This is a genomic window from Deinococcus metallilatus, assembly GCF_004758605.1.
In the GTDB taxonomy this organism is placed as follows: Bacteria; Deinococcota; Deinococci; order Deinococcales; family Deinococcaceae; genus Deinococcus; species Deinococcus metallilatus.
Window position 1 is genome coordinate 115,078 of the sequence record NZ_CP038510.1, and the last position, 25,881, is coordinate 140,958.

Consider the following 25,881-nt stretch of genomic DNA (forward strand, 5'->3'; position numbering starts at 1 on the left):
CCGGCTCTTTTCCCGATGCCGCTCCGCCTGTTTTCCGACTTCCGAAAGAGGTGACATGCAACTGATCCTGTTTCAGCTCCTGAACAGCCTGGCGTTCGGGATGCTGCTGTTTTTGCTGTCGGCGGGCTTCTCGCTGATCTTCGGGGTGGCGCGGGTGGCGAACCTGGCGCACGGGGCCTTTTACGTGCTGAGCGCCTATATCGGGTACACGGTGGCGCAGGCGAGCGGCAATTTCTGGTTGGGGGTGCTGATCGCCACGCTGGCGGGTGCGCTGCTGGGGGTGATCGTCGAGCGCACGCTGATCTCGCGCCTGCGCGGCCACGAGCTGCGGCAGGTGCTGCTCACGCTGGGCCTGGCCTTCGTGATCGCGGACGCCGTGCGCTTTTTCTGGGGGGCGGATATCAAGAGCGTGTCGCCGCCCGCCCCCTTTGAAGGGCCGATCACGCTGGGCGGGCTGATCTTCCCCAGTTACCCCTTCGTGTTGACCGTGCTGGGGCTCGCGGTGTTCGGGCTGATCCGGCTGGTGCTGCGCCGGACGCTGGCGGGCGCGCAGATTCGCGCGGTGACCGCCGACCCGCAGATGAGCGCCACGCTGGGCCTGCCCGTCGCGCGCATCTCGATGCTCACCTTCGCGGCGGGGATCGGGCTGGCGGCCTTCGGGGGCGCGGTGGGGAGTCCGCAGCTCGCGTTGACACCCACCCTCGACTCCACCATGACGCTGTACGCGCTGATCGTGGTGGTGATCGGCGGGCTGGGCAGCATCGAGGGGGCCTTTCTGGCGGCGATCCTGGTGGGGCTGGTGAACGGCTTCGGCGCGGTGTATTTCCCGGCCTTCGCGCAGATCGCGGTGTTCGCGCTGATGATCCTGGTCATCGCCGTGCGTCCGCAGGGGCTGCTGGGCCGCCGACTGGGGGCGGCATGACCGTGCAGGCTGCACCTGCCGTGCGCCCAGGGCTGCCGCGCGCCGGGCTGACCCTCGGGGCCGCCGTCCTCCTGATCGTCCCGCTCCTGCTGGGCGGCTACCCGCTGTACCTTGCCACCGAGGCGCTGTGCTGGGCGATGGCCGCCGCCGCCCTCGATCTGCTGGTGGGCTACCTGGGCCTGACGCCGCTGGGCCATATCGCGATGTGGGGGCTGGGCGGGTACACGGCGGCGCTGCTCATGCGCGCGGGGGTGCCGCTGGCGCTGGTGCTGCCCGGGGCGGCCCTGATCGCCACCCTCTACTCGGCCCTGACCGCGCCGCTGGCGCTGCGGGCGGGCGGCATCTTCTTCCTGATGATCACGCTGGCCTTCGCGCAGATGATGCAGGCGTTGGCCGAAAAGTGGAGCGCCGTGACGGGCGGCACCGACGGCCTGACCTTCAAATCGGGTCTGCCCGACTGGGGCCTGTACCTGACCGTGCTGGGCGCGCTGGCCCTGACCCTCTTCCTGCTGACGCGCCTGACCCGCTCGCCCTTCGGCCGGGTGCTGGAGGCCATCCGCCAGAACGAAACCCGCGCCCGCGCCCTGGGCTATCCAGTCTTCGCCTACAAGTACGGCGCGGTGCTGATCGCCTCCGCCTTTATCGGGCTGGCGGGGGCGCTGGGGGCGTATCACCGCGGGATCGTCACGCCCACCGACCTGTTCTGGCTGCAAAGCGCGGTGCTGCTGATCATGGTGCTGCTGGGCGGCGCGCGCTCGCTGTGGGGGCCGGTGATCGGCGCGGTGCTGTACACGCTGCTGCAAGCCCTGGTGAGTTCGCACACCGACCTGTGGGCGGGGCTGGTCGGGCTGCTGCTGATCGCGCTGGTGCTGTCGGGCAGCGGCGGCCTGTGGGCCCTGTTCGCACGGAGGAGGAAAGCATGACGACCGCCGTGCAGGGGCTGGACCTGAAGGTCAGCCACGTCACCCGCCGCTTCGGGGGCGTGACCGCTCTGCGGGACATCAGCCTGGAGGTGCCTCCCGGCGCGCGGCACGCGGTGATCGGGCCGAACGGGGCCGGGAAGAGCACCCTCTTCCGGGTGATCAGCGGCGAATACCCACCGAGCGAGGGGAGCGTCAGCCTGGACGGTCGCCAGGTGAACGGGTTGCCGCCGAACCGCATCGCGGCGCTGGGTGTGGCCCGGTCCTTTCAGACGAGCAGCCTCTTTCCCCAGGCGAGCGTCCGTGAGAACGTGGTGCTGGCCGTGCTGGCCCACACGCCCGCCCGCCGGGACCTGTGGCGACCCCTCGCCGCCCACCGCGAGGCCGGGCGGCTGGCCGACGCGGCGCTGGACCGGATGGGTCTGCTCGCCCAGGCCGCTGCGCCCGCCGATTCCCTCTCGCACGGGGAAAAACGGCAACTGGAGTTGAGCATGGTGCTGGCCCAGGACCCCCGGCTGCTGCTGCTCGACGAGCCGCTGGCGGGCCTCAGCGCGCACGAACGCGACCATGTGATGAACCTCGTCCTGAACCTGCCGCGCGACCTGACCACCGTGCTGATCGAACACGACCTGCCCTTCTGCCTGGCCTTTGCCGACCACGTGACCGTGCTGAGCAACGGCGAACACCTGGCGACCGGCACCCCCGCCGAGATTCGCGCGAATGAGGCCGTGCAGGCCGTGTACGTGGGGGAGGCGTTGGAACGCCAGGGCCGCGAGGTGAGCGCCGGGGAAATGGCCCAACCGCCGCTGCTGAGCGTGTCCGGCCTGACCGCCGGGTACGGCAGCGCGCAGGCCATCGAGAACGCCTCGCTGGACGTGCGCCCCGGCGAGGTGGTCGCCGTGCTGGGCCGCAACGGCATGGGCAAGACCACGCTGCTGACCACCCTGATGGGCTGGCGCAAACCCTGGGCGGGGACCGTCAACCTGGATGGGCAGCCGGTCGCGGGCCTCCCACCCGCCGCTCTGGCGCGGCGCGGACTCGCGCTGGTCCCCCAGGGCCGCCGGGTGATGGCCGAACTGACGGTGGACGAGGAACTGCGCCTCGCCGCCCGCCCCGGCAAGTGGACGCTGGAGCGCGTCTACCAGACCTTCCCGCGCCTGCTGGAGCGCAAGAACAGCCTCAGCACCACCCTCTCCGGCGGCGAGCAGCAGATGGTCGCCATCGGCCGCGCCCTCCTCCAGAACCCCCACGTGCTGCTGCTCGACGAACCCACCGAGGGCCTCAGTCCCCTGATGGTCACGGTCGTGCGCGACGTGCTGCTCACCCTGCGGGGAAGCGGCGAAACGATCCTGCTGGCCGAGCAGAACCTCGACCTCGCGCTGGCGGTGGCCGACCGGGTGTACGTCCTCGACCACGGGACCGTCGCCTTCGAGGGCGACGCCGCGCACCTGGCGGAGAACCGGGCGCTGGTGCAGGAGCTGATGGGCGTGTAGGTGCCTGGTCGGCGCGGGCAGACGGAGTTCGGACGGGCCGGGCGTCCTCTGCCCGCGTGGTCTTTCCTTAGAAATCGCGAAGACAGGTCTGTGGGCGGAATTACTCTCCGCGCCTGCCCGCGCGGGAAGGATGGCCCGTATGCAGACACGCGCGCTGGGACACTCCGGATTGCAGGTTTCACTCGTGGGGCTGGGCTGCAACAACTTCGGGGGGCGGCTCGACCAGGCGGGGACGGACGCGGTGGTGCGCCGGGCGCTGGACCTGGGCATCACCCTGTTCGACACGGCGGACATCTACGGCAACCGGGGCGGCTCGGAGGTGATGCTGGGCAAGGCGCTGGGCCGGGAGCGCGCGAACATCGTCCTGGCGAGCAAGTTCGGTGCCCCGATGGGGGAAGACGGCGAGCTGAGCGGCGCGAAGCCTGCCTATATCCGCCGGGCGGTGGAGGCCAGCTTGCAGCGGCTGGGGACCGATTACCTCGACCTTTACCAGCTCCACCGGCCCGACCCCGACACGCCCATCGAGGACACGCTGGGCGCGCTGGATGAACTGGTGCAGCGCGGCCTGGTCCGGTTTACCGGCTGCTCGAACATGCCCGCCGCCCAGGTCCGTGAGGCGGACGCCGTCGCCCGGCGGCAGCACCTGACGCGCTTCACGTCCTGCCAGGACGAGTACAGCCTGCTGGTGCGGGGGGCGGAAGCGGAGCTGCTCCCGACCATGCGCGAACTGGGGCTGGGCCTGCTGCCCTACTTCCCGCTGGCGAGCGGTCTGCTGAGCGGCAAGTACCATCAGGGAGAGGCACTTCCCGAGGGCACCCGTCTGGCCGGGTCACCCGGCGCCCAGGACCGGTACCTGAACGAGCGCAACTGGCAGGTGGTCGAGGACCTGCGCCAGTTCGCGGAGAGCCGGGGGCACGGGCACACCCTGCTTGAACTGGCCTTCAGTTGGCTGGCCGCGCAGGACGTGGTGAGCAGCGTGATCGCCGGGGCCACCCGCCCCGAACAGGTCGAACAGAACGTCGCCGCCGTCACCTGGTCCCTCAGCGCCGGGGAACTGGCCGAGGTGGACCGGATCACGGCGCGGTAAGGGCCAGGCGCGCGGCGTGAAGGCTGGCACCGGAGAGGCGCAGGAAGAAGGAGAGCCTCGGTGCCAAAGCTCTCCTCTCAAAAAGGCCGTGGGGCTGTCCAGGGCTTGCCGACGCTCACCGCCTGCACGGCGCTGGCCTGGTTGCCGCCGCGGCCGGTGGCGTACACCCGCAGCTGGCGCCCGCCCGCATCGAGGGTCGGCCGCATGAAGGACCGGTGACCGTCTCCCCGCATCCGGGTCTGTGGCAGTCAAAGTCGGGCATCTGATGCATGGTGTTCCTCCTGCGTGCCTTCACCCCGTGAAGGGGTGACGCCGCGCCCCTGAAAAAAATGGGAAGCCCTGTACGGGCCTCCCGAGTCGATGACCCGCGCACGTAGGTGCAGTACACCTCGCGCCCCCGCGCCAGCTCCCGCACGCGGGGCAGGATGCACTCGCGGAGATATCGGGTGCCCACCGGCACCGGCAGTTTGCCAGCCAGCAAGAAGAACTTTCGCTACTGCCACGCCTACGACTACGAGTCGTAGGCGAGCAGGTCCGTGAGGGTCACGCACCCCTGCACCGGCGCGTCCGGGTAACGCTGGAGGCCGAGCGCCGTCGGCGCTTCCACCTGCCGGAGGGGCGGGAGGTCCAGGTTCGAGCACTTTAGTCCGAACAGGGAGAACAGCTCCGCGTTCCGCCCCAACTCCAGCGTCTCGAAGGTGCCGTCCGGGTTCGCCGCGTGCCACTGACCGTGAAAGTCGTATCCCATGCCCGCCTTCACCCGTCAGGGTGACGCCGCTCCCCAGAAGACAGGCTGGCGCTCGGGGAAACCGCGTCCTCTCTCTCCGGCTCGGGGCAAGTCAGGCAAAAAAAAGTGGGAAGCCCGGCGCAGACTTCCCGTGAATTGTGGGGGGTGGCGTTACTTCATGGGGACCGTCCTTGCCCCGCGGAGGAGGGGAGAGCCGGGCGGAAAAGAGGCGTGGGGTGAACGCTGGCGGCCTGCGGGGAAGACCAGTTCGGTGACGTGCGGACACCGGGCGCGGCTGGCCCTTCGGTCCTTCCGGAACTGCCCCTGCCTTCACCCGTCAGGGTGACGCCACTCCCCTCAAGACAGGACGGCGCTCGGGGAAACCGCGTCCCCGCTCTCCCCCCCGGCTCGGGGCAAGTCAGGCAAAAAAAATGGGAAGCCGAAGCTTCCCAGGTGTGGAGGTCGTCACGTCGCTCGGTCAACTCTCACCTGCCTTTCCCGTTCACGGAGGTGCCCGCCTGCACCCCGCCAGGGGTGACGCCTCTCCCCTGTGATGCCCAGCGCAGCGCCCCACAGGACCCGCAGGGTCCGGGCGCTGCCGCCCCCAGACCGCCGCTCCACCCAGGGCCAGAGGAGACGCTGAGGCAGACGCAGAAGCAGGCAGCGTGAGAGGCCAAGGCAGAAGTGAAGGTCGGCGTGTTTCGCACCCTGACCAGGGCCGGGTGGTGGCGTGGGGGCGGATGCACAAGCCTTCCGGCCAGGGTGGGAATGCCGGGGGCGGGGGGAAGGTTGGGGCAATCTATCTATGTAGTAGGAACGCTTTCGTTTCCAGACACCTTTGGCCTTGAGGGTCTGATTTCCGCTTCCCCGTTCCAGATAAGTTTGGCCTTGAGGGTCTCAAAGGCCCATTTTATTCCTACGAAGTTGGACCCGGCTCTCTTTATGTGAGAGGGTGCGATTCGTGAGGAACGGTAATTCCGGGAAGCAGGACGAACTAGAAGAAGCGTATCAGAGTTCGTCCTCTTGCCGGGTGTGCCATGCACGTTCACAGTGCAGTTTCGTGGATCAGAACTGGAGGTGAAGGGGCAACAGAGAGGACAGGGTTGTGAACTGGAGGCGGCCCTTTTCTGGTGCTGATGCGCGACCTCTGGAGTCCCCAACCGGCACATTGTCCGGGTCCGTGTGCTGGCTTCAGTTCCAGTTCACGTGGTTTATCCGGAGGCCATGTTCGTCTTCTGTCGCGGAGCATGTGAAGAACCGGGGAGGTGTTCCAGCCCTGTCCTGCCACTCTCCGCTTACCGTCCACAGGTGGCGGTTGCCGGTGCTGAGACGGCTCATGTAGCCACTTGGCATGAGGCTGTTCTGGGGAGGGAGCAGGACGTGTCCCGACACTTTTCTGGCGTGGAGATGTGCTTCGCAGGCCTGGAGAACCTGCACCTTCCGAACTCGTAACAGGGTCGCCGCCTGCTCATCTTGCGCCACCATTCTTTCCGTTACCCAGGAATTGGCGAACGGATATGCCAGCAGCAGCAGACCCAGAACGGCAAGGAACAGGCCGCAACCCAGAGACAGGGAGCGTTTCGGGAGCCGTCTCATGGGCTGTGGACCGGAGCGATGAGGGCGGGTACAGCGGGTCGTGTCCGTGGCCTGCCGTTGAGCCTGTGCTGCAGGAAGAGGTGAGGATGTCGCGGCCAGGAAGAAGGCCACTCCCGGTCAGGAGAGCGGCTTTGTTGGGGCAGATGAATCACCACCATTGGGTGAGTTTCAGTGTGGGCCGGAGATCGCGTCCGATCTTCTGCGTGAGATTCTTGACCCGCACACTGGACGGCGTGCCCCAGATGATCTCGGCGTACTCCTGGTCCTTGAACGCCTGCAATTTGCGGAGGATGGTGGGCATGTTGTACTGCCCGGTGTCCGCTTCGATGGCCCAACGTTCGCCGTCTCCGGTGATGTGAATTGCGTCCGGGACTTCCAGTTTCAGGGCGTTTCTCTGTTCCACGCGCCAGCGTTCCGGGTCGGCGGCGATGCCCAGGTCCAGGCGCATCTGTGCGGTGGTCAGGCGGTGGTTCAGGTTGCTGTCGTCCAGCCGTGCCACCCGCCGGTCGGCCACCACGACCCGTTGTTGGACTTCGTGTGCGCTCCGATTTTTGCTGGGCCGCAGGATGGCCTGGGTGACCAGGCGGCCCGTGAGGTCCGCGGGACCCAGGCCGTAGTACCGGGCGAGCTGGGCTTCCGAGAGGACCTGATCTACCTCGATGGCGGCTTGTGCCTGTTCGATTCGGTCCTTGCGGTTCATCTGCAGAATGTCCAGGGTGAGGTCCGGGATGACGCCGCGTTCGCGTTGCTTCTGGGCACCCACGGAGGTCAGGATGGGGTTGGGGTCGGGGTTTGTCTTGTGGCCTGACACCGGGTTGAAGCGGGTAAGGTTGCCCCGCCCACCCGGGGTAGGTGGTGAATCAGGCGCAGCGCGGAACTGTGGACCTGTGCCCGCTGCTGGCCCCGGCGCGCGTGTGGCGTCAGGATGACAAACAGCAGATTGCGGGAGAGGGCGGTACTCTTGACCTGCCGCATCAGCCGCTCGATCCCGTCCACGCTGTAGCCCCCGCCGCTCAGCTTGCCAGCCAGCAGCACCCGGCCCAGAGTGGTTTCGGCCTCCCTGAACTTGAGGCCGGGGAAGAGCTTGTCGAATCCCCGGTAGAAGGGCGAGGTCTTGTCCGTGAAGCGCCAGCCCAGTTCGGCCATGCTCAGCCGCAGGTAGGCGAGGTCCAGTTGTCTGGTGAGCGAGGCGGCTTCATCGGCGGTGCCGAAGGCCGCGAGCCTGCCCCGGGCAAGCAGGTGGTACACCGGCCCCATCTCGGTGTCCTGCCTGCCGAGCAGGCGGTCTTGCAGCATCTCGCGGAAGCGGGCTTCCCCCAGGAAGGAGACGGCCTCGCTGTAGGTCCAGGCACCGTCGTCCATGTAGAGTTTCGTCAGGTGTTGCTTCTCCCCCGGCGTGATCAGGGGGACGGGCTGGCGGTTGGGGGGGCGTTTTTCGCGGGTCATGCTTCAGGCGTCGTGGGGCTGGCGCTGGGAGCGGAAGCAGGTGCGCCGCCGTTCTGGGTGGGTTTGGTTTGGGAAGCTCGGGTGGCTTTGTCGGTGGCGGTTTTGCCGCTGGCTTTCTTGCCGGTGGTGGTGCTGGTCGCTGCCTTGCCCTTCTTCTCGTCTTTGAGTTTCTGGACAATGAACTTGCGGCGGGCCTCGAAGAGGGCGGCGAAATCATCCTGGCCGGAGAGGATGCGCTCCGCATTCACGGCGATGTTGCCCCGCTCTTCGAGGTGAACCTGGCGGGTTTCCTGCGCCTTGTGGTCAAACCAGGCTTCGCCTTCCGGGGTGAGCCTTACCAACTCGTCGGGCATCTGGCGTTTCTTGATCTGGCCGTCTTGTTCCATTACCCGCACATCGAATTTGTCCGCGAGGGGCAGCGCCTGCACGGCACTGCTCAGCCCCTCCCCGAAGGGATCGAGGATCAGCAGCAGGTCTTCGGGCTGGTACTGCTGGGCGATTTCCGAGAGCTTCTTGTACTGCGGGTCGGTGGCGGCGTGGTCCGTACTTGTCTCCGTCATGACTCCAGGATGGCCTGCCCGTGGGTGTGTTTGCCAGGTTCAGCCGAGCTGCTCGCCAGGCTGACCGCTCACCGCCGGTCCTGTTCCGCGCCCGTGTCAGCCCCTGCCCCAGATTCCTCCCCGTGAGTGTGGCTGCAAGCCCCGATCACTTCTCCAGCTTCAGCAGTTCATCGAGTTCCATGCCGAGGGCTTTGGCGATCCGGCGGGCGGTGGAGAGTTTGAGGTCGGTCTTGCCGCGCTCAATGGTGCTCATGTGGCTGCGAAACACATCAATCTCGTCCGCAAACTCGTCTTGACTGAATTTTGGTGTACGGAGGTCGCGGATGCGTTGACCCAGCGCGCGGCGAAAGGCGAGTTCGTCTTCGTCGGGCCGATGGACCTTGCGGGGCTTGCGGGGCATCCCCTCAGGGTGTGGGGCGCCGACCCCGCATGCGACTTGCCAGGAAGCGTCGCTTTACAGAAGGTTCTTTTATAGTCAAAATACTGGAAATGTGCCCCGTTTCCTATCCCTGGAGTTCGCCGTGAACCAGAGCCTGTCCCCCCTGTTTTTTGCCCTGACCCTGCTGCTGACGGCCTGCCCAGCGAAACAGGCGGTCACACAGGAATCACCGAGCGCCGCCCCAGCTCAGAAGACCGGGGACGGCATAAAGGACACCCTGCTGAAGGCGGCGCAGACCAAGCCGTCGACCAGCGAGCGGACGTTCTGCACCGTCTCCATCTTCACCGCAGCGCCGACCAAGATCAGCGCGTCGTCCTATGAGGATGACCAGACCCAGGCGGCAATCAAGGCGGGCTATTTCGCTGTGACGGACCTCGGCAACGGGCAGTACAAAGTGACTCCTACCGCCAAATATCAGGCTCTGCTCCAGCATGCCCGGATCGACACGTACGGTATCCCCCGCTTCTGCTTCGGCAAATCCAGGCTGACGTCTCTGTCCAACCTCAGGCAGGCGGCGCCGGACAAGTACCTCGCGGACGGCAAGCTGACCCTGGAGCCGGAGGTCTGGGCCACGCGCGAGGTGCTGGCGGCCTTTGGGCCGACCCGTAACGACCCGAGCCATGTCCCACTCTCCCTCGTTTTCTACAAGAGTGGTGACACCTGGGAAGCAGAGAAGCGCTGAGGATGGGCACGCCTGGACGCGCAAGCCTGCGAGTTGGGGAGGTGTTGCCGGAGAAAGTCTCTGGGTCTGGGTTCGTTGCTCTCCAGCGGGTGAACGCTCTCTCCTCGATTTTTCCGGAGTCGCGACCGAGCGCCGCCTCCATGTGTCCATGTGCCCTGGGGCATCTGGAAGGCCGTGACCAGAAATCGGAGGGGCGATGAACTGTGTTGGCGGTGACCTCCACCTGGCCGAAGCCAACTTGATCCCGGCCCTGCGTGAAAAACCCTATCTCGAGAAGACCGAAGGAGTGTGCCCATGAAAAAATTGCTTGTGCTGGCCCTGTGCTCCAGTTCTGCCGCCTCGGCCGTGACCCTCAGCAACGTCACGCTAAACAGTGCGCTGGGGAATCGTCTGTCCGTGCCGCAACTGAAACTGGATGTGACCTTCCCGGCCGCTTTCCCCAAACCTTCGGTCACCACGAAGTTCACCTTTAACTGTCGCGATGGTCTGGAGGTTCTCGGCGACGATGACGATGGCCGTTACGCCAAGGCGAGCGGCGCGAGGGTCACGAAGACCTCGTTTCAACTGGGCACGCTCAAGGCCAGTTGTGAGGGCATGAAGCTGACCGTGAGTGATCCCCGCCTGATGAAGTGGTGGACCTCGTCGCGGACTGACCCGGAGATGCTCGATCTGGATGTCCACTGGAGCGCCCAACCACCGCGACCGCTGGCCTGGACGCCGAAGAAGGACGCCCTGGCAATCGATCTGGGCGCCTTTGATCTGGTCACCTACACGCTCAGGAATGGCCGGATCAGCGTGCTGGACGGCCCCAGCCATGGGGCGATCTCGGTCACCCAGGGAGGGAAGCCGCAGCCGCTGTGGGTGGACGGTGGCCTGCGGGGGAGCCTCAAGCTGGACCTCAGGAAGCCGTTTACCCTACACGTCACAAACGACGAGGGGCAGACCTGGGACAACCTGACCATCAATCTGGCGGCCAACAGCGTGAGCCGCTGGGGGTCGTTGCAACAGGCCGGGGGGCCAATGCCGCGCGAGGAGTGAAGACCCGTGAGCAGGCGACACGGGAGGGATGAGGCCAAACTCGTCCCTTCCGCTGCCTTTGTGGTGCGGGCTGTGTTTCTACTGTCAGCTTACCCCATCAAAGCTCTCCATATGGAGAGGAGTGCGGTAGATGCCCTTTGACGGGGAGAAGGCGACGCCGGAAACGCCCCTCACCGATCAGATTTCTTGACAGCGATGATCTCTATCCCGAGTTCGTCAAGGATGCGCTGCCAGTTTTCGGGAATTTTGCCAACCGTGCCATTTAAGAGTCTGGTGACTGCTGGGCGCGCTAGACCAGTCCTGCGAGCAAGTTCTCCCTGAGACATGTCCTGCTCAAGCATGACCTGCTTGACGAATGCGCGGACATCCTCGTTCATCCCCGTCAAGTTATCACTGCCGCCTACCTCAAGACGTTAGGAAACTTGACCTATGGTAACAGAATATGTTACTATCACTGCACCGAAGGGGATAGAAGGCCTAGGAAACCTTCCCCTTCGGGAATCCAACGTATTGGAGGATCAAATGACATCCTACACCGCTGTTGGGCGGACGGGGCTGGCGGTGACGCTGGTGAGGGAGACCCTCGGTCAGCAGCCCGTGATCGCCGTACCGGCACCGTTCATCAAAATATTGGGCGACTGCACCGCTGCGGCCTTCCTTTCTCAGTGCTGCTATCTCAGCGAACACGCTGCCGACGCCGAAGGCTGGTTCGAGCAATCGCACGAGGCCTGGCGGAGAATCCTGAATCTCTCACCGGAGCAGATCCGCCGCTGCCTGCGCGTCTGCGCCGGGATGGTCGAGGTCAGGCGCAAGGGGCTTCCGGCCCGCAACTTCTACCGGGTGAACCCGGAACACATCCGGGAGTGCCTGGTGACACTTCAGACCCCTGCGGAAGTCGGGGAGGGGATAACCCGGCAGAAAGGCGAAGCAGAACCCACTGCTCCCCGCGCTTCCTTGACGGGGCTGCCCACCGTTTCCAGTGACGGGGAAACCCAGCCGCCAGTTGTCCGGCAGACCCCACCCCCTTCCTTTAGAGAGAAGGTTGAAAAGAAATTCCTGCCTCCAGAGGGCAAGGATGACGTGTGCAGCATCCCACTGGCAAGCACGGAGGCGCTCGCCCGGCTGCTGGACACCTGGAACAGGCACCGGGGAGGGTTGCCCGAGGCCAGCGGGCTGAGTACTCCCCGCCGTAAGGCCCTGAACACCCTGCTGTCCGACTGTGGCGGAGACCTGGAGGCTGCTCTCTCGCTGCTGACCGATGCCACCAGGGAAGTCGCGCAGGACAGCTTCTGGACCGCGAAGCGCTTTGGCATCGACACGCTGCTGCCCAAGGCCCTTGGGCGTGCCGAGGCGTGGCGGGCGCGGCCACAGGCTGCTGCGCCCACAGGCTCTCCAGCCACGGCGATTCTCGCGGAGTATGGCGTCGGTCAGTTGGTGACCTACCGCCGGGAGCGCTACGCCGTCGAGGCCATCACCGACCGCTACATCGACCTCTACGACGCGGAGAACGGTTCGGCCCGCATTCTCATCGGCTCGGATGACGTCCGCTCGATCCGCCCCCTGGAGGTGCGGGCATGAATCCCCGGGCCACCCTGACCGTCAGCCCCGGGGTCTACCGGCGGCACCTCGTCCGCCCGGAGGTTCTGCTGACCCTCCTCGCCCGCAGCGCCGAAGTCATCACCGACGAGCAGGTCGACTGGGAGATTCACGAAGGTCAGTCTCCCTTTCTCGTCAGCGACATCGACTATGAGCTTTACCATCCGGCCCAGCGGCCTCTGGGCGGCATCATCGACTGGCAGTTGAGCGGCTGCGCGACGGCTGCCTTGCTCGCCCTGCGCCTGATCGCCATGCGTGAGGAGGCCCAGATGGCCGGGGAGCGCGGATGACCCCGCCGATGACCGTGGTGGTCCGCCCCCGGCTGTCCCCGGATCACCTGCTGGTGATCCTGCTCCCCGGAAGGCGGCCGCCACTGATCGACTGGATGCTCCAGGCCGTGATCCACACGGTGCTGGTGTCACTGGTGCAGCGGGTCGAGAACGGCGGGGAGGTCGCGTGATCACCGATCTGCACTGCCGCCTGCTGGGCCTGGTGGTCCCCCGTCCCACCCCGGAACCCGTGACCGGGGTTCGGCTCGAACCGGACGCTGTTCGGCAGGCCAAGGGCCTGCTCAGCCCGCCCGGGCTGGCAGCCGGGGGTCCAGCTCTGGGCCGACGGGAGGGGGGAGAGGTGTGGGTGACCCACCTCATCGCCGGGGGCTACCCCTGGCAGGTCAGTGGCCCCCTGGAGATGGATGCACCCTATGTGCTGGGTGCGGTGGACGCGCTGAATCAGGGGGCCGAGGTGGATTGGGTGGGGTACTGGGTGTGGTCGGGTCGAAGCCACACCGACCAGGAGGCCTTCTTACGGGCGGCGTACGACCGGGGGCTGATTGATGAGATGCGTCCGCTGATCGTGTTGGGCCGCACCCGGGAGCAGGCCATTATCCGGGCCTGGTCTGGGGATGAGGAAGGCGAGGAGATTCCTTGCGACCCCTCCTGGACCTCACCTGCCGAGAAGCAGTGAGGCGGCCGGCTCTGAGGATCAAAAGGGGTGGTCAGCTCGGGACGAGCATGCTCACGGTCACCCTGCTGACCTCCCTCACGGTTCTCTCCGGCTGGTTGCCCACCACCTGCTCCGTCACTCATGTTCTGGAGGAGGAAGTTATGGAATTTGAACTTGCCCGTGCCCACCGCCGTTTCCTAGGGTTGACTCCAGCGTGGGAGCCCCAGGACCACCCCGGCAGTCAGCCGACCAGAAGCGTGTCCTTGAGTGAGGGTGCCGTGGCCTTCTTCCACAACCAACTGGGGGTGACCCCGGCTTACCGTAGCGGCCCAGTGTTCGGACACTGGGAGGCGGAGGGCGAGCGGCTCCAGATCGTCTGTGCGTCCCTGGCGGGCTACATCCGCTGGGTGGAGTACGACCCCGGGCAGCCGTTTGCGATGCAGTCCGAGTACGTCCTGGGCTGGACGGACGCGCTGCGGGTGACCGTCTCCCCGAGCATCGACTGGGTGGGACAGTGGTTGGCTTTTCCCACCGGCGTGGGTGGCCCGGAGGAGGAAGCGCGTCTGGTGCGCCAGGCGCATGCGCTGCAACTGGTGGACCGCCACCGGCCCCTGCTGGTGCTCCGGCAGGAGTGCGACGAGTTGGCGGTGCGCGCCTATACCTTTGATACCGAGGACGGCGAGCGGACGCTGGAGGTGCAGGAGGCGACAAGGTAACCCTCCACTGACGATGGCGGGATAAAGGGTCTTCGCAGATCTTGGTGAACCGCCCTCAGGCGGAGCCCGAGCGGTACAACACCCGTGCCCGGAGCAACTCCAGTCTCGCCCGACCGTACATGCTCCGTTTCAGCGTCTTAAGTCGACTGAGATCTTGCAGTTTAAGCTGAGGGTGCAAAAAGTGCGTGCTGGAAGGCGTCAAGCGCGATGAGTTCCAGTTGAAGTGCTCGGCGACGCACCTCGGGGACGAACGAGAACCGAACGGTTCTCGCCAAGTTGCCCCAGTCCGGCCAGGTCTCCCGCACCGCCACAGACAGGTCGAGATCCTGGAAATGGCAAAGGAGGAAGGCCATCCCGGAGAGGCACCACCAGCGCAATACCCCCTGTTTGCTGTGTTGGGCGAAGCGTTCGAGTCCGAAGCGGCCCTTGACTGTTTTGAAGAACGCTTCGATCCGCCAGCGGCGCTTCCCCACCCGGGCCAGGTACTTGCCGCCCAGGTCGAGATTCGACATCACGAACCGTTGTTCTGGCTCCTTGTTCCGGTACAACCAGACCCAGGAGACGCACATGGTCGGGTCAAGCCCACGGGGCTTGACTCGGCTGTCTCGCACCATCAGGTCCCGTATCTGGCGGCCATCCTCCAGCTTGCGGGTGCAACGCACCCCCACCACGATGTCCAACCCTCGACTCAACACACCCTGGATAAATTGGGCGCTCTCGAATCCCCCGTCTGCACGCTGACGGGGACGCCGTTTTCCAGCCAGCAGGGCGGCAGGAACGGTGCGGAGCAACTTCAACGCGAGCTGCGCGGGGGAAGGGGACCCCTTCCCCCGCCAGACTTGGAAGGCCCAGGGCAGCCGGAGCTCTCCACAGCACAGGTACAGCACCACGAGATGTACGCCGTGGACGCTGTTGAAGGTGTGAACCCAGTCGGCAAGTTCGCTGAACTTGCCGGTCTTTTCCAGGCTGGTCAGGTCCACCAGCAGGTCCAGTCGGGGGCGCTGATGGGGCTGCTGTCGCTAGAAGTCCTGCAAGGTCTCTTGGGCGTGCCGACGCATCACCCGGCAGAGCCGCCGGGTATCCCAAGCCGCATGGTTGAGGAAGCGGCTGAGGGCCGAGGGTGATTTGACGGTGGCCCGTTCCGGCAGCGGTCTGCCCGAACCGTCCAGCAGCAGGTCGAGGAAGACCTCGAACGACTCCCGGTGCTGCTTACGGGAAAAGCAGCGCAGGATGTCAGAATAAAGTCGTCTGGGACGCCGTTCTTTTGGATACACACCCCACTATGGGGCCAAAAGCACGTTCCAGACGTCTTTTTTTAAAACTGCAAGATGTCAGTCGATTCACCTGACCTTCCACCTGGCCATTGCTGTACGCGGTCTCCAAGGCGCGCTGGACCGCGTCGTAATCGCGGTCAATTCCGACCGCGAACGCTTGAAGCTCTTGAACCCCACTGTCCGTCAGGGCTGTGAGCCATGCTCTCAAAGGGGTCGTTGACGTCCGCCTGAACATGTTCCAGCCGTTCGTGAGGATCTGAGCGACCTTGGAGAATTCAGGATGTTCGGTCGCGCACCGTTCAAGCAAGGTCACGAGTTGAGGTGCCCGGATCAGCAGGGGGTTAAGGATGGCCCAGGACAACGTCCTGGGCGACGGACAAACCCAGGGACGGGGCTGTGTCGGATCTCCCAGACGAAGTTGCCGACAGTATTCTCGAACAGTGGTATATCCACCTGTATAGCCCTTGGTCCGAAGCTCCGCATGAAGCGCAGAGGCGTTTCTTGTCCCACCGGCCCACTGTTGTTGGAGCCAGCCGTGAAATGGCGCGAGTTCGCGTGGTCGTCTCTTGGGCCGGGCATTACCGGGATGCTGCTCCAGGTGGAGATATTTCTTGACGGTTCCCAGAGCAACCCCAGCTTCGCGGGCGACTTGTTTGGCAGACAGCCCCTGCTGCAATTTGTCTTTCACCGCCACAAAACGCGCTGTCTGCCTGGACGTCGGTGGACCCATCCCCGAAGGCGCAGCGTCAATGGAGAGGAGCGGTTCTTGAACGGCAGGACTCGGAGGGGGCGGGACGGGGTCTGTGGGTAAGGTGCGGGTGATGGTTCGGAAAGTGTTATAGGTGCGAAGGACAAACCGTTCCAGCGTCTCACGTACGTTTTTCACGAGGTGCCAGCGGTCCGCCACCTGAGCCGCTTGGGGCGCACCGAGGGTGACCGCTTCTTGATACGCCGTGGAGCGGTCGCGGGTGATGAGTTCGATTTCAGGATGCTGGTTGAGCCAGGCGACCAGCGGGGCTGCTTCTCGATCTGCAAGCAGATCGACGACCTGGTGTCGCTCCAGATCGACCAGGATTGTGCCGTACCGTTGTCCTTTGCGCCACGCCCAGTCGTCGATTCCCAGCGACCGGACGGGCAGGTGCGGGGCCGATGTCGGTGACGCCCGGAGCCGCACCAGCAGCGTGTTCGCACTTGCCCCACTGCCGAGTTCTCTGAGAATGTGGGTCGCACTTTGTGCCCCTGCCTCCAAGGCGACTCGGCCTTGCTGCCTTTCCAGTCGCAAGGTCGCCCGCCGCCAGGGGGCGGTCACCGTTGGCAGTCGCTCACAGAAGATCCGTTGTGGACAGTCCAGGACGTCGCAGAAGAACTTACGTACCGTCAGCTGCCAACGAACACGACAGTCGAAGAGGGGCAGATCTTTGAGGATGCGGGTGTACTGGCTGTGACGGCGGGTGGAGGGCACACCGCACCGGGGGCAGGGAGTCGAGCAAGCTCGACTCTCGACTTCGAGCCAGACGACCTGGGACGTGACCCGGGTGTTTACGAGGGTGAAGGTGCCGGGATTCGGGAGGTAAGCGGACACGTCCATTCCCGAGTATGGAAGCCTGAGGTCGGTTCACCAAGATCTGCGAAGACCCAAAATCTCTCGCTTTTGGTGACGCGGGCCGCCGGGCGGTGGGCGCGGTGTAGCACCCTGGCCTTGAGCAGGTCCAGGCCCGCCCGACCGTACAGCCCCCGCTTGATGGTCTTGAGGCGGTTGACCTGTCCCTCCACCTGTCCGTCGCTGTACGACGTCTCCAACGCCGCCATCACGGCGTCGAAGTCGCGGTCAAGCCCAACCGCAAACGCTTGAAGTTCTTTGATCCCGCTTTTCTCCAGCTCCGTCAGCCAGCCCCGCAGGGGCTGGGCCTCGTGCCCCCCCAGCAGCTTCCAGTCCGTCGTCAACAGCCGTTCCACCTGCACGAACTCGGGCACCGTGGCCCGACCCGCTTCCAGCAACGCGCCCACTTCCGATACGCGAATGGTTCCGGGAATCAACACAGCCCAGGAAAGCGTCCTGGGTGAGGGACAGACGAAGCGACGTTGGGCTGAGCTGCCCGGCGTCCCTGGCAGCGCGGCCAGGCGAAGTTGTCGACAGAACTCACGGACCGCCGTGTAGCCGCCCGGGTAGCCCTGCCCCCGTAGCTCTTGGTGCAACGTCATAGCGTTGCACCTGCCCGCCTGCCATTGCGCAGTCAGCCACGTCTGGTAGGGGGCAACCACGCGGCGGCGCGGTGGCCGCGCCGCTGAGCCGGGATGCTGCTCGAACTGGGCGTATTTCCTGACCGTGCCGATGGCGACGCCCGCCTCACGGGCCGTTTGCTTGACCGACCGTCCCTGGGCCAGCAGGCGTTTGACCGCCTCGAAGCAGTGCTGCTTGTGGGCGGAAGGGGGATGAGGCTGAGTCTGGGGCTGGGCGGCAGGCTCTTCCGGCGTTCCTTCCTCTACAGCTTCATCTGGCACAGGATCGGACGCGGAAAGAGCCTTCTGCAAAGCGGCGAAGGTCGTGTGCGTGCGTTGGAAATACCGCTCCAGGGTCTCGCGCAGATTTTTGAGCAGATGCCAGCGGTCGGCGACTTGCTGGGCTTGAGGCGCCCCTCGCGCGGCCCCTTCCTGATGGGCCCCACCACGATTACGGGTGATCAGTTCGACTTCGGGGTGGCTCGCGAGCCACCCCGCCAGCGTGTCCGCTTCCCGATCCGGCAACAGATCGACGACGCAGTGCCGCTCCAGGTCCACCAGGATAGGATGGTGCTGTACGCCTTCCCCTTGCACCATGCCCAGTCGTCGATGCCCAGATATAGAACTGGGACGACATTGGGTGCGGGGGACAGGCGCCGGATCCCGGCGAGCAGGGTATCGGCACTCACCGGGCAGCCACAGTGCCCGAGGACGCGGGCCGCACTTTCGGCACCCACTTCCAAGGCGACCAAGGTGTTCTGCCGCTCCAGCCGCACCGTCTTGCGCCGCCAGGGGAAGGCGACTGAGGGCAAGCGTTCACAGAAGATGCGCTACGCGTATCCGACCGAGTTGTAGAAGAACTTGCGGACCGTCAGGCGCAAACGTACCCGTCGCCCCAGCAGGGCGACGTCCTTGAGGATGCGGGTGTAGCGGCTGTGCCGGTGAGACGAAGGCTGACCACACCTGGGGCAGACGCCGCTCGGCGCTCGACTTTCCAGGTCGAGCCACAACACTTCAGGCTGCACCGTCGTGGCTTGCAGTGCCAGCAGCTCGGGATCGGGGAGACAGAGCTGGAGGTCCATGCCCTGAGTATCCGCATCCTGCAGCCCGCGTCACCAAAAGCTAGGGAGACCCATAAAAATGGTTCTGGCGCCCTCTCGATACCGCTGGCAAACCTACGCGGCCGTCGGGTAGAGCCGAACGAAGGCGGCCTGTCGGGTCAGTTCGCGCGGCACCCCCATCAGCCAATCCGCTACCCGTTGCAGGTTAATCGCCGAACTCACCGCCAGGTGCTGCAACTGCGTTTTGGCGAGCCCTCGATAGCGTGAACGCCTCATCCCACAGGCCCGCACGCCCTGCGAGATCGTACCTTCGATCCCCTCCCGTATCCGCGTGGTGCGGATGAATTCCCGCGTCTCCTGCTCGACTCGTCGCCGCTGCAAAGCCTCACGAACCCGCTGTGGGCGAAGAGTGATGGATCGCCGCGCGTCGTTGGTGCACCTCTCCCGGAATGGGCAGGGCAAGCAGTCGGTGCGGGAAAACTTGACCTTGATGACGGCCTGGTCGAGATTGTGGGCAGACGTCCAACTCTGGCTCACCTTGCCCGCCGGGCACGTCACTCGCTGCTCTGCGTCGTCCACCACAAAATCTTCGATCGAGAACCGTTCCGGTCCCGAAAGCTGCCTTTGGACGTTCGGCCGTGCTCGGCCCAGCAAGGTGATGCCCTGATCCTCGGCCTGCACCAGCGACTCGGCCGCGATAAACCCGCTGTCCACGAAGTGGCGTTCGGGCGAGAGATTTCGCAGCTCCAGATGTCGATGGACCTCCGGTAGCACGGCCATGTCGGACGTCGTGGCGGGCGAACTCTCGACATTCGTCACGAGGTGGGGCAGATCCTCGTCGCAACTCTCGGTCAGGTAAACCTTGTACCCAACCCACGACGTCGAGTACTTGACGCCGAGCTTGGCGTCAGCATCGAAAGGCGAGCTCACAAACCGCCCGGCGGGCGGATGGTCCTGCTCACGAAAGCTCAGCGCGCCCTCGTGGGTTGGAGCGTAATTCTGGAGCCATACCTGCCGAAGGGTTTCGATGGCTGGAAGCTGCCAGAGCCAACCAGGAGCATCTTCCGCCGACAGGGCACGGAACAACACGATTCCGTCCGCGCCAACGGTTTGAGCGAACTGGGCACGCTCGGCCTTGTTGCGTGGCCGGGGTCCCGGTTCGAGCCGGTACCCGTAACGCTCGCGCCATTCGGGCTGGAGATGGCCGGTGAGCCAATCGGGGGCGGCTACAGAAAGCGCATTGAGGGCGTTGCGGAAGGTGACCGTGACGACTTCTACCCGGTTCAGGGCACGCACCGCGGCCAGGACGTGCGTGCTGTCCGTGCGTTGTGGCCCGCGAACCCGCAGCAGCTTGTGTTCCCGGAAGCGTGCCAAAAGCTGCTCGAAGAGCAGCTTCTCGGCCCGGCCTTCGACCAGCCGGGTCCGGAATTCGCTCAGGACCGAGGCGTCGAACCCAGGATCATCCAGCGGCAGCGCCAGGAGGTATTTGAGGTCGATGCGGCTGCGCACCTGGTCGGCCATCACCTCGTCGGAGAGCTGTTCAGCGAACTGGATGATCGTGACCAGGGCCAGCCGCGCGGGATTGACGGCGGGCTTGCCCTCGCTGGAGAACAGCGGGGCAAACTCGGTGGCGTCGAAGAGGTCGCCGAAGGTATCGCGCAACGTCAGGTAGCGGTTCCCCTTCTTGAACACCGCCTTCGCCACGCGGGCAGTGTCTTCGGGCACGACGGTCACGGACGAGGACTTCATCGACATACTCGACCTCCGTTGCCTCCACTTCACAGCCGCCGAGTGACGCGGGGGTGAGGCGCAGGAGGTTTGCCAGCGGTATCGAGATCGCGCCAGAACCAATTTATCCCGGCGGCGACAACGTCCAGGCGGTACTGCTCGCGGTGAGCGTTGATGAAGCGGTACCTCAGCGAGTGGTCGCTTTGGCGAAGAAGCGCCCAAGGCCCCAAACCGCTTTGGGGCCTGCTCTGGGCAAGAAGGCCGCCGCTTTTTTCAGGATCTCACGCTCCTGTCGCAGGGTTTCGTTCTCTTTGCGGAGCCGTTGGATCTCCTGCTGCTCCGGGGTCAGAATCTGCTTCCCCTGACCAGGAAAGGCCGCCTCCCCCTTCTCCTGCTCAGCGTTCATCCACTTGCGCAGCAGCGAGACATTGATGCCCAGGTCGCGGGCCGTGCCCGAGAGATTGCCGCTGGTTCGGGCGAGTTGCACGGCCGTAACGCTTGAACTCGGCGGTATGGATTCTGCGGTTCGTCATGATGGTGCCCCCTATCTTCGAGGCTTATCTCCATCTGCGCAAAACCGGGTCACCCTCAGTTCAGCGGCTTTCACGGCATCGTCGTGCCCGGCACCCTGCGCGACTCGCTCTACGCCCTCGACGGCCTGCTGGAACAGAACACATCGCTGAAGCCCCAGCGGCTCATCTCGGATACCGGCGCGTCGTCGGAGATGGTGTTCGGCCTCTTCCGACTGCTGTCCTACCAGTTCAGCCCGCTTCTCGCCGACATCGCCGAGCGCCGCTACTGGCGCATGGACAGGGGGGCCGACTATGGGAAGCTCAATGCCCTCGCCGCTCACCGCATCGACACGCGCCTGATTGCGGCCCACTGGGACGACCTGCTGCGGATCGCGGGTTCTCTGGTCACGGGCACCGTCAAGGCGTCGGAGTTGCTGAAGGTGATCGGTGTGAAGCCCAAGGGGTCGTTAGCACGGGCTTTGGAAGCCTTCGGGCGCGTTCCAGCCACCCTGCACCTGCTGACCTATCACGACGACCCGCAGTATCGCCGCACCATCGGGACGCAGCGCAACATGCAGGAGGCCAGGCACAGCCTGGTCCGCGCCGTGTTCGGGGGACGGCGTGGGGAGCTGCGTCAGCCCTACCGGGCGGGACGGGAAGATCAATTGGGTCCGCTCGGGTTGGTGCTGAACGCCATCACCTTGTGGAACAGCCGGTATCTGGGGCTGGCCGTCGAGCATCTGCGCGCTCAGGGCTGCGAGGTGCGCGATGAGGATGTGGAGCGGCTGTCCCCCTTGCGGTTCGAGCATATCCACCTGGAGGGGCGGTATGCCTTCACCTTGGCCGAGGCGGTGAAACAGGGTGGGCTGCGCCCTTTACGTGACCCCGATGACGTGCTGCACGAATAAAAAGGGCCATATGCTGGTTCGCCGTTCCATTGCTACCGTGAGGACATTCTGTGACGTTTTGAGGAGTAGCCAGGTGCCGGATGTGCGGCTTCGTGAGGATGCTGCTCATATATGCTTTCACTGTCTTCCCAGATAACTCACATGAAGTTGCTAGGGAGCAGGAGGCAGGAATGGTACGAACGTTTAGAATGTGGTGGGCCTCGCTCTTTGTCCTTAGCGTGGTAGCTGCCCTGGTCGGGTGTGGGCAAGCGCCTACACCGGCCGCCACTCTTCCAGCGGGGTCAGAGACGCTGGAGACCCAGGCCGCCAGAACCACGGGATTGACCGGCACCTACTACAACAACATGGATTTCACGGGAACGTCCGTGACCCAGATAGATGCGACGATCAACAAGAGTTGGGGAACCACGGCACCTGTTGGGGGAATAGACCCTACAACGTATAGTATTCGTTGGAATGGACAGATTACACCGAATTATAATGAAGAGTACACCTTCTACGTAACTTCAAGCGGTGGGACTCGCTTATTTGTAAACGGTCACCTCATAATAAATGACTGGTCCGACCATAACAAGAGGACTAATAATGGCATTGTCAAATTGTTGTCTGGCCATAAATATGATATTCGCATAGATTACTTTAGAGGCACTGTAAATTCTGGTACCATACAGTTGGAATGGAGCAGCAAAAGTCAGTCAAAGCAAATTGTACCAACTGCAGGTATGTACCCCACGGGGTCTAATTATCAAATAGCTTTATCTGCTCTACAAGGCGACCCAAAGTTCAAGTTACTGGGAATTACTCCAGATCCCTTAAAAACTAAGACTGTTTTGCTCAATAACGGCAGCTTCTTCCTGTATATCCCGAAGCCTAACAAAAGTGGCTTTATCGAGGCGGGTGTTAAAGATAATAAGTTAATTATGCTTAATACTCTAAATATAGACTCCTCAATAATAACTCTTACGGATGAGATTGGTTCAACCAAAGAGATTTTAGGGGATGTGTCTTTGTATATAAACCCTGATGGAAGCCAAACTTCTAAACAGAAATCAAATTTTGAAAAAAGGTTAGTTCTCTTCCTTAACAATAACATATATAATTCAAGCTCTACCCAACCAAGTAGTACCTTAACTCCTCAAGTAATTACTGACGGATTGTGCAACCTCCTCCTCCCTCCTCCCCCAGACTGTGGGGGAGCATGCGCCTCTGCCGCTTTGTATTATCGAAACGCTGTTTGTGGAGTAGCTGGTTTTTTTGAAGATGGATTAATTGCGGTCTTCGCACCAGAAGTTGGAGGGGCTTTGGTTATAATTGATCCAGAAGCGGGATCTTATGACATCTCCTATAAAGAGATGTGGAAGCTTTATCTACTTTGCATAAGGACTCACCAAGAATGTATTGTTGGGGCCGACATTCCACCGTTTGTGCAGCGTCGTACCCCTGTGGGGAATTCTGACACTATCCAATTGTTGATAAGTAATACCACAAACAACACGCAGCGTCCCCCAAACGCAACATTGGTATCGTCGGCAAGCATTAGCAGCAATAGCGATAGTATTACTCACGGAGTTAAATCTTTGGGATTGTTAGCGCCAGGTGAAGGACATGCTTTACCTATATCTTGGACCTGCACTCAGGTAGGCAATCTTGTCTCCAACATTGTCCTAGCAACTAACGCGACAGATCCCATCAACCTAGCTGGCGCAGTTTCAGTAGAATGTTATGACGACAAATTGAAGCCGCTCATCTCTGATTCAACACCTAATCCTCTCTCCATCTCTGCTGCCGTCGGCCAAACCGCCACTGGCACTTTCTCCTTCAACAACTCTGGTGACCCTGGCTCCACCCTCCATTACACCCTCACCAGCTCCGACCTCGCCCTTACGCTCTCGCCTACCAGCGGCACCCTCAACGCCGAGCAGGCCGCCAGCGTGAGCGTCAGCAAGCTGTGTGAGGTGGCGGGAACAAGCACCTACACGGTGACGGTGGGGAGTACGGATGTGGGGGTGGAGGCGAAGACTGTGCAGGTGAATGTGGAGTGCAAAGCTAGCTTTGATTGGCCAGGCTATAGGCCTTATCCCTGGGAAGGGACTTGGAGGACTCAACCTGTTATCAGCTACGGAAGAGAGCTTTGTAGGTATGAAGCTGTTGGGTTGGACAAGAATATTAGCCGTTACATTCTATGGTTAGCTTATGACCCGAACTGGTCTTTTCCGTCGGGTCGAGTACCTAGCTTCTCTGGGTATGAGACTTACAATAATCTGTATAACCCGGAGACTACGGTGGGCCAAAATCAATACAGTATGTTAAACGGATTTGATTTTGGAACAGGTGAACCGGAATCCGCTATGGAAGGCGCCGTAGCAAGAATTATAGAAGCCTATAAGGCAGAACATCCAGAGGCATCTTGTAAATAACGTTTTTAACTAGATTAAGGGTCATGCTTAGAACTTGCACCTGAATAGGTGGCGAAAAAGCGCTCCCAGACGCGAGAAAGAGGGTGTGTGGAACCTCAAGCTTCGCGGGGAGCGCGCCTCCATTTTGGCAGACGCGCTCCTGGCTGTCCCCAGCAGCTCCTATCAGCAGCGCAGCCTGAAGGCGGCGCTGGGGCTCTTCCTCGACCTGAAGACGAAAAAGGCGCTGCACCGGGCTCACACAGTCAGCGCCAGTGCCCTGAGTCGCCTGCTGAATGTGTACGAATGGGACACGGCGGCTTGCTGGGCGACCCTGGTCCAGGCCCAATGGGAGGCCCTGCTCCTTGCGGCACGGCGCAAACATCATCCTCGCTTGCGGCTGTGCGTGGACCTGACCAGCGTCCCGAAGACGGGACGCGATCTCCCCTTCGTCCGCGTGTATAACGAGGTCTACGGCCTGCATCTGGTGGTGTTGTACGCGGTGTACGGGGGCCTGAAGTTCCCCGTCGGTTATCGGGTGTATCGGGGGAAGGGGTCCCCTTCCCCCGTGCGTCTTGCCCTGGACCTGCTGGCAACCGTTCCCGCCGAAGTCAGCCGCCAATTCGATGTCTGGGTGCTAGCCGACAGCGGCTTCGAGTCCGCCCAGTTCCTTCAGGGCGTGTGGGACCTGGGCTTCGAGTTCGTGGTCGGTGTGCGTTCGACCCGACGCACCGACCATCCCGGGCACGTCATGGTGCAGGACTGCGAACACGGCAGTTGGGTGCATCTTGCCAACTGGCCCTGGGAGACCTTGACGCTGGCCCGGGTTGACCGAGGGGAGCGCACCTTTTTCTCGGTCGCCTCCCAACTGCTCCCGGGCGACTGTGTCGCCCGGGAGGGAGCACGGCGCTGGGCCATCGAATCTTTTTTCAAGGAAGCCAAGCACGGCTTTGGGCTGAATCGGTTCGCGTTGCGAACCGCTCAGGGGCTGGACCGCTGGGTGCTGCTGGTCTTCGCGGCCTTCACCCTGGCAATGCTCTGTCGAGCCGATGGCCTCTCGCTGGAACAAGCGGCGGAAGTTGCGGCTCGGGTGGCCCTACCGTTGCTGGTCGTTCAGCGACTCGCTGTGCAGGTCTGGCGAGAGGAGGAATTCCTGCGCCAGCACGGCTATTCACTGACCCTATCCAGGTGCAAAACCTGAGTCATGCAGAAGGGTTCTGGCAAGTTACCGCGAATAGGGGTTGACTGGGGGCGGCGGAGATGATTAGCAGGACTTTGTCACTCCGGGGCGGCTCTCAGCCGCCCCTCGCCGTGATGACCGATCTTGGCGGACATGCCCGTCCCCCACAACTGGCAGCGGCCCTGTCCCGACTTCCTGTCTCCCGGTCTGAAAACCCTCGACCACCCGAGGCAGCGTGCCTGCCTCCCCAGATACGTTCGTGGTCTCCGCGCCCCGCTGGAACGGAAGAGCACCGAGCCGATCGCAGAGCACGTCGGGCTCCCATACCAACGCCTCCACCATTTCCTGAACGTCAGCCCCTGGAACACTGACCTTGCACCAGCCGGACGAGCAGGACACCAGCTGAACGGCGGTTCCCGCCGGGGGCGTCGCCACCTT

26 protein-coding genes and 2 pseudogenes are annotated in these 25,881 nt (G+C 63.5%); 15 read left to right on the forward strand and 13 right to left on the reverse strand.

Translation table 11 applies throughout. The annotated features are described in order from the left end of the window. Window positions 1-55: 55 nt before the first annotated feature. The 4 genes from E5F05_RS00510 to E5F05_RS00525 all read left to right on the forward strand — a co-directional run bounded on the left by E5F05_RS00510 (window position 56) and on the right by E5F05_RS00525 (window position 4,422). On the forward strand, window positions 56-922 hold the full coding sequence (locus E5F05_RS00510) for a branched-chain amino acid ABC transporter permease (RefSeq protein WP_129117092.1): 867 nt from the start codon (window positions 56-58) through the stop codon (window positions 920-922). Further along, on the forward strand, window positions 919-1,845 hold the full coding sequence (locus E5F05_RS00515) for a branched-chain amino acid ABC transporter permease (RefSeq protein WP_129117093.1): 927 nt from the start codon (window positions 919-921) through the stop codon (window positions 1,843-1,845). Before E5F05_RS00510 ends, E5F05_RS00515 begins: the two co-directional genes overlap by 4 nt. Then, entirely contained in the window at window positions 1,842-3,335 is a 1,494-nt protein-coding gene (locus E5F05_RS00520) for an ATP-binding cassette domain-containing protein (protein WP_129117094.1), read from the forward strand. The genes E5F05_RS00515 and E5F05_RS00520 overlap by 4 nt, the downstream gene beginning before the upstream one ends. A gap of 139 nt (window positions 3,336-3,474) precedes the next feature. Then, on the forward strand, window positions 3,475-4,422 hold the full coding sequence (locus E5F05_RS00525) for an aldo/keto reductase (RefSeq protein WP_129117095.1): 948 nt from the start codon (window positions 3,475-3,477) through the stop codon (window positions 4,420-4,422). A 77-nt stretch (window positions 4,423-4,499) separates the two neighbouring features. Here the strand turns inward: E5F05_RS00525 and E5F05_RS21810 are convergent, their stop codons facing one another. From E5F05_RS21810 to E5F05_RS00550, 6 genes are all read right to left on the reverse strand, one after another. Beyond that, complete coding sequence (locus E5F05_RS21810) at window positions 4,500-4,628, reverse strand: hypothetical protein (protein WP_260177009.1); 129 nt, start codon at window positions 4,626-4,628, stop codon at window positions 4,500-4,502. 305 nt (window positions 4,629-4,933) lie between these two features. Continuing rightward, the gene (locus E5F05_RS00530) at window positions 4,934-5,170 is read right to left on the reverse strand and encodes a hypothetical protein (protein WP_129117096.1); all 237 of its coding nucleotides are present in this window, start codon (window positions 5,168-5,170) and stop codon (window positions 4,934-4,936) included. Between the two features lie 1,723 nt (window positions 5,171-6,893). After that, window positions 6,894-7,508 (reverse strand): replication-relaxation family protein, encoded by a 615-nt coding sequence (locus tag E5F05_RS00535; protein ID WP_129117097.1) that lies wholly within the window; start codon window positions 7,506-7,508, stop codon window positions 6,894-6,896. A 5-nt stretch (window positions 7,509-7,513) separates the two neighbouring features. Continuing rightward, window positions 7,514-8,191, reverse strand: a complete 678-nt coding sequence (locus E5F05_RS00540) for a hypothetical protein (RefSeq protein WP_129117098.1) — start codon at window positions 8,189-8,191, stop codon at window positions 7,514-7,516. Next, window positions 8,188-8,751, reverse strand: a complete 564-nt coding sequence (locus tag E5F05_RS00545; protein ID WP_129117099.1) for a hypothetical protein — start codon at window positions 8,749-8,751, stop codon at window positions 8,188-8,190. Before E5F05_RS00545 ends, E5F05_RS00540 begins: the two co-directional genes overlap by 4 nt. Before the next feature lie 145 nt (window positions 8,752-8,896). Further along, on the reverse strand, window positions 8,897-9,151 hold the full coding sequence (locus E5F05_RS00550; protein ID WP_129117100.1) for a helix-turn-helix transcriptional regulator: 255 nt from the start codon (window positions 9,149-9,151) through the stop codon (window positions 8,897-8,899). A 121-nt stretch (window positions 9,152-9,272) separates the two neighbouring features. Between E5F05_RS00550 and E5F05_RS00555 the strand changes: the two genes are divergently transcribed. Together E5F05_RS00555 and E5F05_RS00560 are read left to right on the forward strand one after the other, a co-directional pair. Beyond that, window positions 9,273-9,872 (forward strand): hypothetical protein, encoded by a 600-nt coding sequence (locus tag E5F05_RS00555; protein WP_129117101.1) that lies wholly within the window; start codon window positions 9,273-9,275, stop codon window positions 9,870-9,872. A 294-nt stretch (window positions 9,873-10,166) separates the two neighbouring features. Continuing rightward, entirely contained in the window at window positions 10,167-10,910 is a 744-nt protein-coding gene (locus E5F05_RS00560; protein ID WP_129117102.1) for a hypothetical protein, read from the forward strand. 170 nt (window positions 10,911-11,080) lie between these two features. Here the strand turns inward: E5F05_RS00560 and E5F05_RS00565 are convergent, their stop codons facing one another. Next, window positions 11,081-11,287: a helix-turn-helix domain-containing protein gene (locus E5F05_RS00565; RefSeq protein WP_241687013.1), complete on the reverse strand. Its 207-nt coding sequence runs from the start codon at window positions 11,285-11,287 to the stop codon at window positions 11,081-11,083. A gap of 145 nt (window positions 11,288-11,432) precedes the next feature. On the opposite strand from E5F05_RS00565, the gene E5F05_RS00570 reads away from it, so the two are divergent. From E5F05_RS00570 to E5F05_RS00585, 5 genes are all read left to right on the forward strand, one after another. Beyond that, window positions 11,433-12,488, forward strand: a complete 1,056-nt coding sequence (locus E5F05_RS00570) for a helix-turn-helix domain-containing protein (RefSeq protein WP_129117104.1) — start codon at window positions 11,433-11,435, stop codon at window positions 12,486-12,488. Then, a complete protein-coding gene (locus E5F05_RS00575; protein WP_129117105.1) occupies window positions 12,485-12,796 on the forward strand; it encodes a hypothetical protein in 312 nt (103 codons plus the stop codon). Before E5F05_RS00570 ends, E5F05_RS00575 begins: the two co-directional genes overlap by 4 nt. After that, window positions 12,793-12,966 carry a hypothetical protein gene (locus E5F05_RS21060; protein WP_164973272.1) on the forward strand — a complete coding sequence of 58 codons (174 nt, stop codon included), beginning with the start codon at window positions 12,793-12,795 and terminating at the stop codon, window positions 12,964-12,966. The genes E5F05_RS00575 and E5F05_RS21060 overlap by 4 nt, the downstream gene beginning before the upstream one ends. Further along, window positions 12,963-13,472: a hypothetical protein gene (locus E5F05_RS00580; RefSeq protein ID WP_129117106.1), complete on the forward strand. Its 510-nt coding sequence runs from the start codon at window positions 12,963-12,965 to the stop codon at window positions 13,470-13,472. Before E5F05_RS21060 ends, E5F05_RS00580 begins: the two co-directional genes overlap by 4 nt. Before the next feature lie 242 nt (window positions 13,473-13,714). Continuing rightward, window positions 13,715-14,167: a hypothetical protein gene (locus E5F05_RS00585; protein ID WP_129117107.1), complete on the forward strand. Its 453-nt coding sequence runs from the start codon at window positions 13,715-13,717 to the stop codon at window positions 14,165-14,167. A 161-nt stretch (window positions 14,168-14,328) separates the two neighbouring features. On the opposite strand, the gene E5F05_RS00590 is transcribed toward E5F05_RS00585, so the two are convergent. The 6 genes and pseudogenes from E5F05_RS00590 to E5F05_RS00615 all read right to left on the reverse strand — a co-directional run. Continuing rightward, window positions 14,329-15,147 (reverse strand): transposase, encoded by an 819-nt coding sequence (locus E5F05_RS00590; RefSeq protein WP_164973273.1) that lies wholly within the window; start codon window positions 15,145-15,147, stop codon window positions 14,329-14,331. A gap of 253 nt (window positions 15,148-15,400) precedes the next feature. Next, complete coding sequence (locus E5F05_RS00595) at window positions 15,401-16,903, reverse strand: ISL3 family transposase (protein ID WP_241687014.1); 1,503 nt, start codon at window positions 16,901-16,903, stop codon at window positions 15,401-15,403. Window positions 16,904-16,980: 77 nt separating this feature from the next. Continuing rightward, window positions 16,981-18,219, reverse strand: coding sequence for a transposase (locus E5F05_RS00600; protein WP_164973274.1), 1,239 nt, complete (start codon window positions 18,217-18,219; stop codon window positions 16,981-16,983). Window positions 18,220-18,491: 272 nt separating this feature from the next. Beyond that, window positions 18,492-18,743: a transposase family protein gene (locus E5F05_RS00605; RefSeq protein ID WP_129117111.1), complete on the reverse strand. Its 252-nt coding sequence runs from the start codon at window positions 18,741-18,743 to the stop codon at window positions 18,492-18,494. A 93-nt stretch (window positions 18,744-18,836) separates the two neighbouring features. Further along, entirely contained in the window at window positions 18,837-20,477 is a 1,641-nt protein-coding gene (locus E5F05_RS00610; protein WP_129117112.1) for an IS1182 family transposase, read from the reverse strand. A 110-nt stretch (window positions 20,478-20,587) separates the two neighbouring features. Next, window positions 20,588-20,983, reverse strand: a pseudogene (locus E5F05_RS00615) (transposase); the annotation flags it as partial. 83 nt (window positions 20,984-21,066) lie between these two features. Here E5F05_RS00615 and E5F05_RS00620 point away from each other — a divergent pair. The 4 genes and pseudogenes from E5F05_RS00620 to E5F05_RS21065 form a co-directional block, all read left to right on the forward strand. Further along, window positions 21,067-21,870 carry a Tn3 family transposase gene (locus E5F05_RS00620; protein ID WP_164973275.1) on the forward strand — a complete coding sequence of 268 codons (804 nt, stop codon included), beginning with the start codon at window positions 21,067-21,069 and terminating at the stop codon, window positions 21,868-21,870. 98 nt (window positions 21,871-21,968) lie between these two features. Further along, window positions 21,969-24,287 carry a PA14 domain-containing protein gene (locus E5F05_RS00625; RefSeq protein WP_241687037.1) on the forward strand — a complete coding sequence of 773 codons (2,319 nt, stop codon included), beginning with the start codon at window positions 21,969-21,971 and terminating at the stop codon, window positions 24,285-24,287. A gap of 85 nt (window positions 24,288-24,372) precedes the next feature. After that, window positions 24,373-25,464: a transposase gene (locus E5F05_RS00630; protein ID WP_129117115.1), complete on the forward strand. Its 1,092-nt coding sequence runs from the start codon at window positions 24,373-24,375 to the stop codon at window positions 25,462-25,464. Between the two features lie 132 nt (window positions 25,465-25,596). Beyond that, window positions 25,597-25,815, forward strand: a pseudogene (locus E5F05_RS21065) (transposase); the annotation flags it as partial. Window positions 25,816-25,881 lie beyond the last annotated feature (66 nt).